Source organism: Orlajensenia flava, from assembly GCF_004801905.1.
In the GTDB taxonomy this organism is placed as follows: domain Bacteria; phylum Actinomycetota; class Actinomycetes; order Actinomycetales; family Microbacteriaceae; genus Orlajensenia; species Orlajensenia flava.
Window position 1 is genome coordinate 1 of the sequence record NZ_SSSN01000019.1, and the last position, 1553, is coordinate 1553.

Below are 1553 nucleotides of genomic sequence, written 5' to 3' on the forward strand. Positions count from 1 at the left end.
ATCATTTACGGAGAGTTTGATCCTGGCTCAGGACGAACGCTGGCGGCGTGCTTAACACATGCAAGTCGAACGATGAAGCCCCGCTTGCGGGGTGGATTAGTGGCGAACGGGTGAGTAACACGTGAGCAATCTGCCCCTGACTCTGGGATAAGCGTTGGAAACGACGTCTAATACCGGATATGACGACTGGCCGCATGGTCTGGTTGTGGAAAGATTTTTCGGTTGGGGATGAGCTCGCGGCCTATCAGCTTGTTGGTGAGGTAATGGCTCACCAAGGCGACGACGGGTAGCCGGCCTGAGAGGGTGACCGGCCACACTGGGACTGAGACACGGCCCAGACTCCTACGGGAGGCAGCAGTGGGGAATATTGCACAATGGGCGCAAGCCTGATGCAGCAACGCCGCGTGAGGGATGACGGCCTTCGGGTTGTAAACCTCTTTTGTCCAGGAAGAAGCCGCAAGGTGACGGTACTGGGAGAAAAAGCACCGGCTAACTACGTGCCAGCAGCCGCGGTAATACGTAGGGTGCAAGCGTTGTCCGGAATTATTGGGCGTAAAGAGCTCGTAGGCGGTTTGTCGCGTCTGCTGTGAAATCCCGAGGCTCAACCTCGGGCCTGCAGTGGGTACGGGCAGACTAGAGTGCGGTAGGGGAGATTGGAATTCCTGGTGTAGCGGTGGAATGCGCAGATATCAGGAGGAACACCGATGGCGAAGGCAGATCTCTGGGCCGTAACTGACGCTGAGGAGCGAAAGCGTGGGGAGCGAACAGGATTAGATACCCTGGTAGTCCACGCCGTAAACGTTGGGAACTAGATGTGGGGGCCATTCCACGGTCTCCGTGTCGCAGCTAACGCATTAAGTTCCCCGCCTGGGGAGTACGGCCGCAAGGCTAAAACTCAAAGGAATTGACGGGGGCCCGCACAAGCGGCGGAGCATGCGGATTAATTCGATGCAACGCGAAGAACCTTACCAAGGCTTGACATATACGAGAACGCCGCAGAAATGTGGAACTCTTTGGACACTCGTATACAGGTGGTGCATGGTTGTCGTCAGCTCGTGTCGTGAGATGTTGGGTTAAGTCCCGCAACGAGCGCAACCCTCGTCCTCTGTTGCCAGCACGTAATGGTGGGAACTCAGGGGATACTGCCGGGGTCAACTCGGAGGAAGGTGGGGATGACGTCAAATCATCATGCCCCTTATGTCTTGGGCTTCACGCATGCTACAATGGCCGGTACAAAGGGCTGCGATACCGTAAGGTGGAGCGAATCCCAAAAAGCCGGTCTCAGTTCGGATTGAGGTCTGCAACTCGACCTCATGAAGTCGGAGTCGCTAGTAATCGCAGATCAGCAACGCTGCGGTGAATACGTTCCCGGGCCTTGTACACACCGCCCGTCAAGTCATGAAAGTCGGTAACACCCGAAGCCGGTGGCCCAACCCTTGTGGAGGGAGCTGTCGAAGGTGGGATCGGTGATTAGGACTAAGTCGTAACAAGGTAGCCGTACCGGAAGGTGCGGCTGGATCACCTCCTTTCTAAGGAGCAACTGGCCGCCCTGT

The 1553-nt window shown here is 56.6% G+C and carries 1 rRNA gene; it reads left to right on the forward strand.

The annotated features are described in order from the left end of the window. The first annotated feature begins 4 nt into the window (after positions 1-4). A 16S ribosomal RNA gene (locus tag E6C70_RS16490) occupies positions 5-1529 on the forward strand. Positions 1530-1553: the final 24 nt, after the last annotated feature.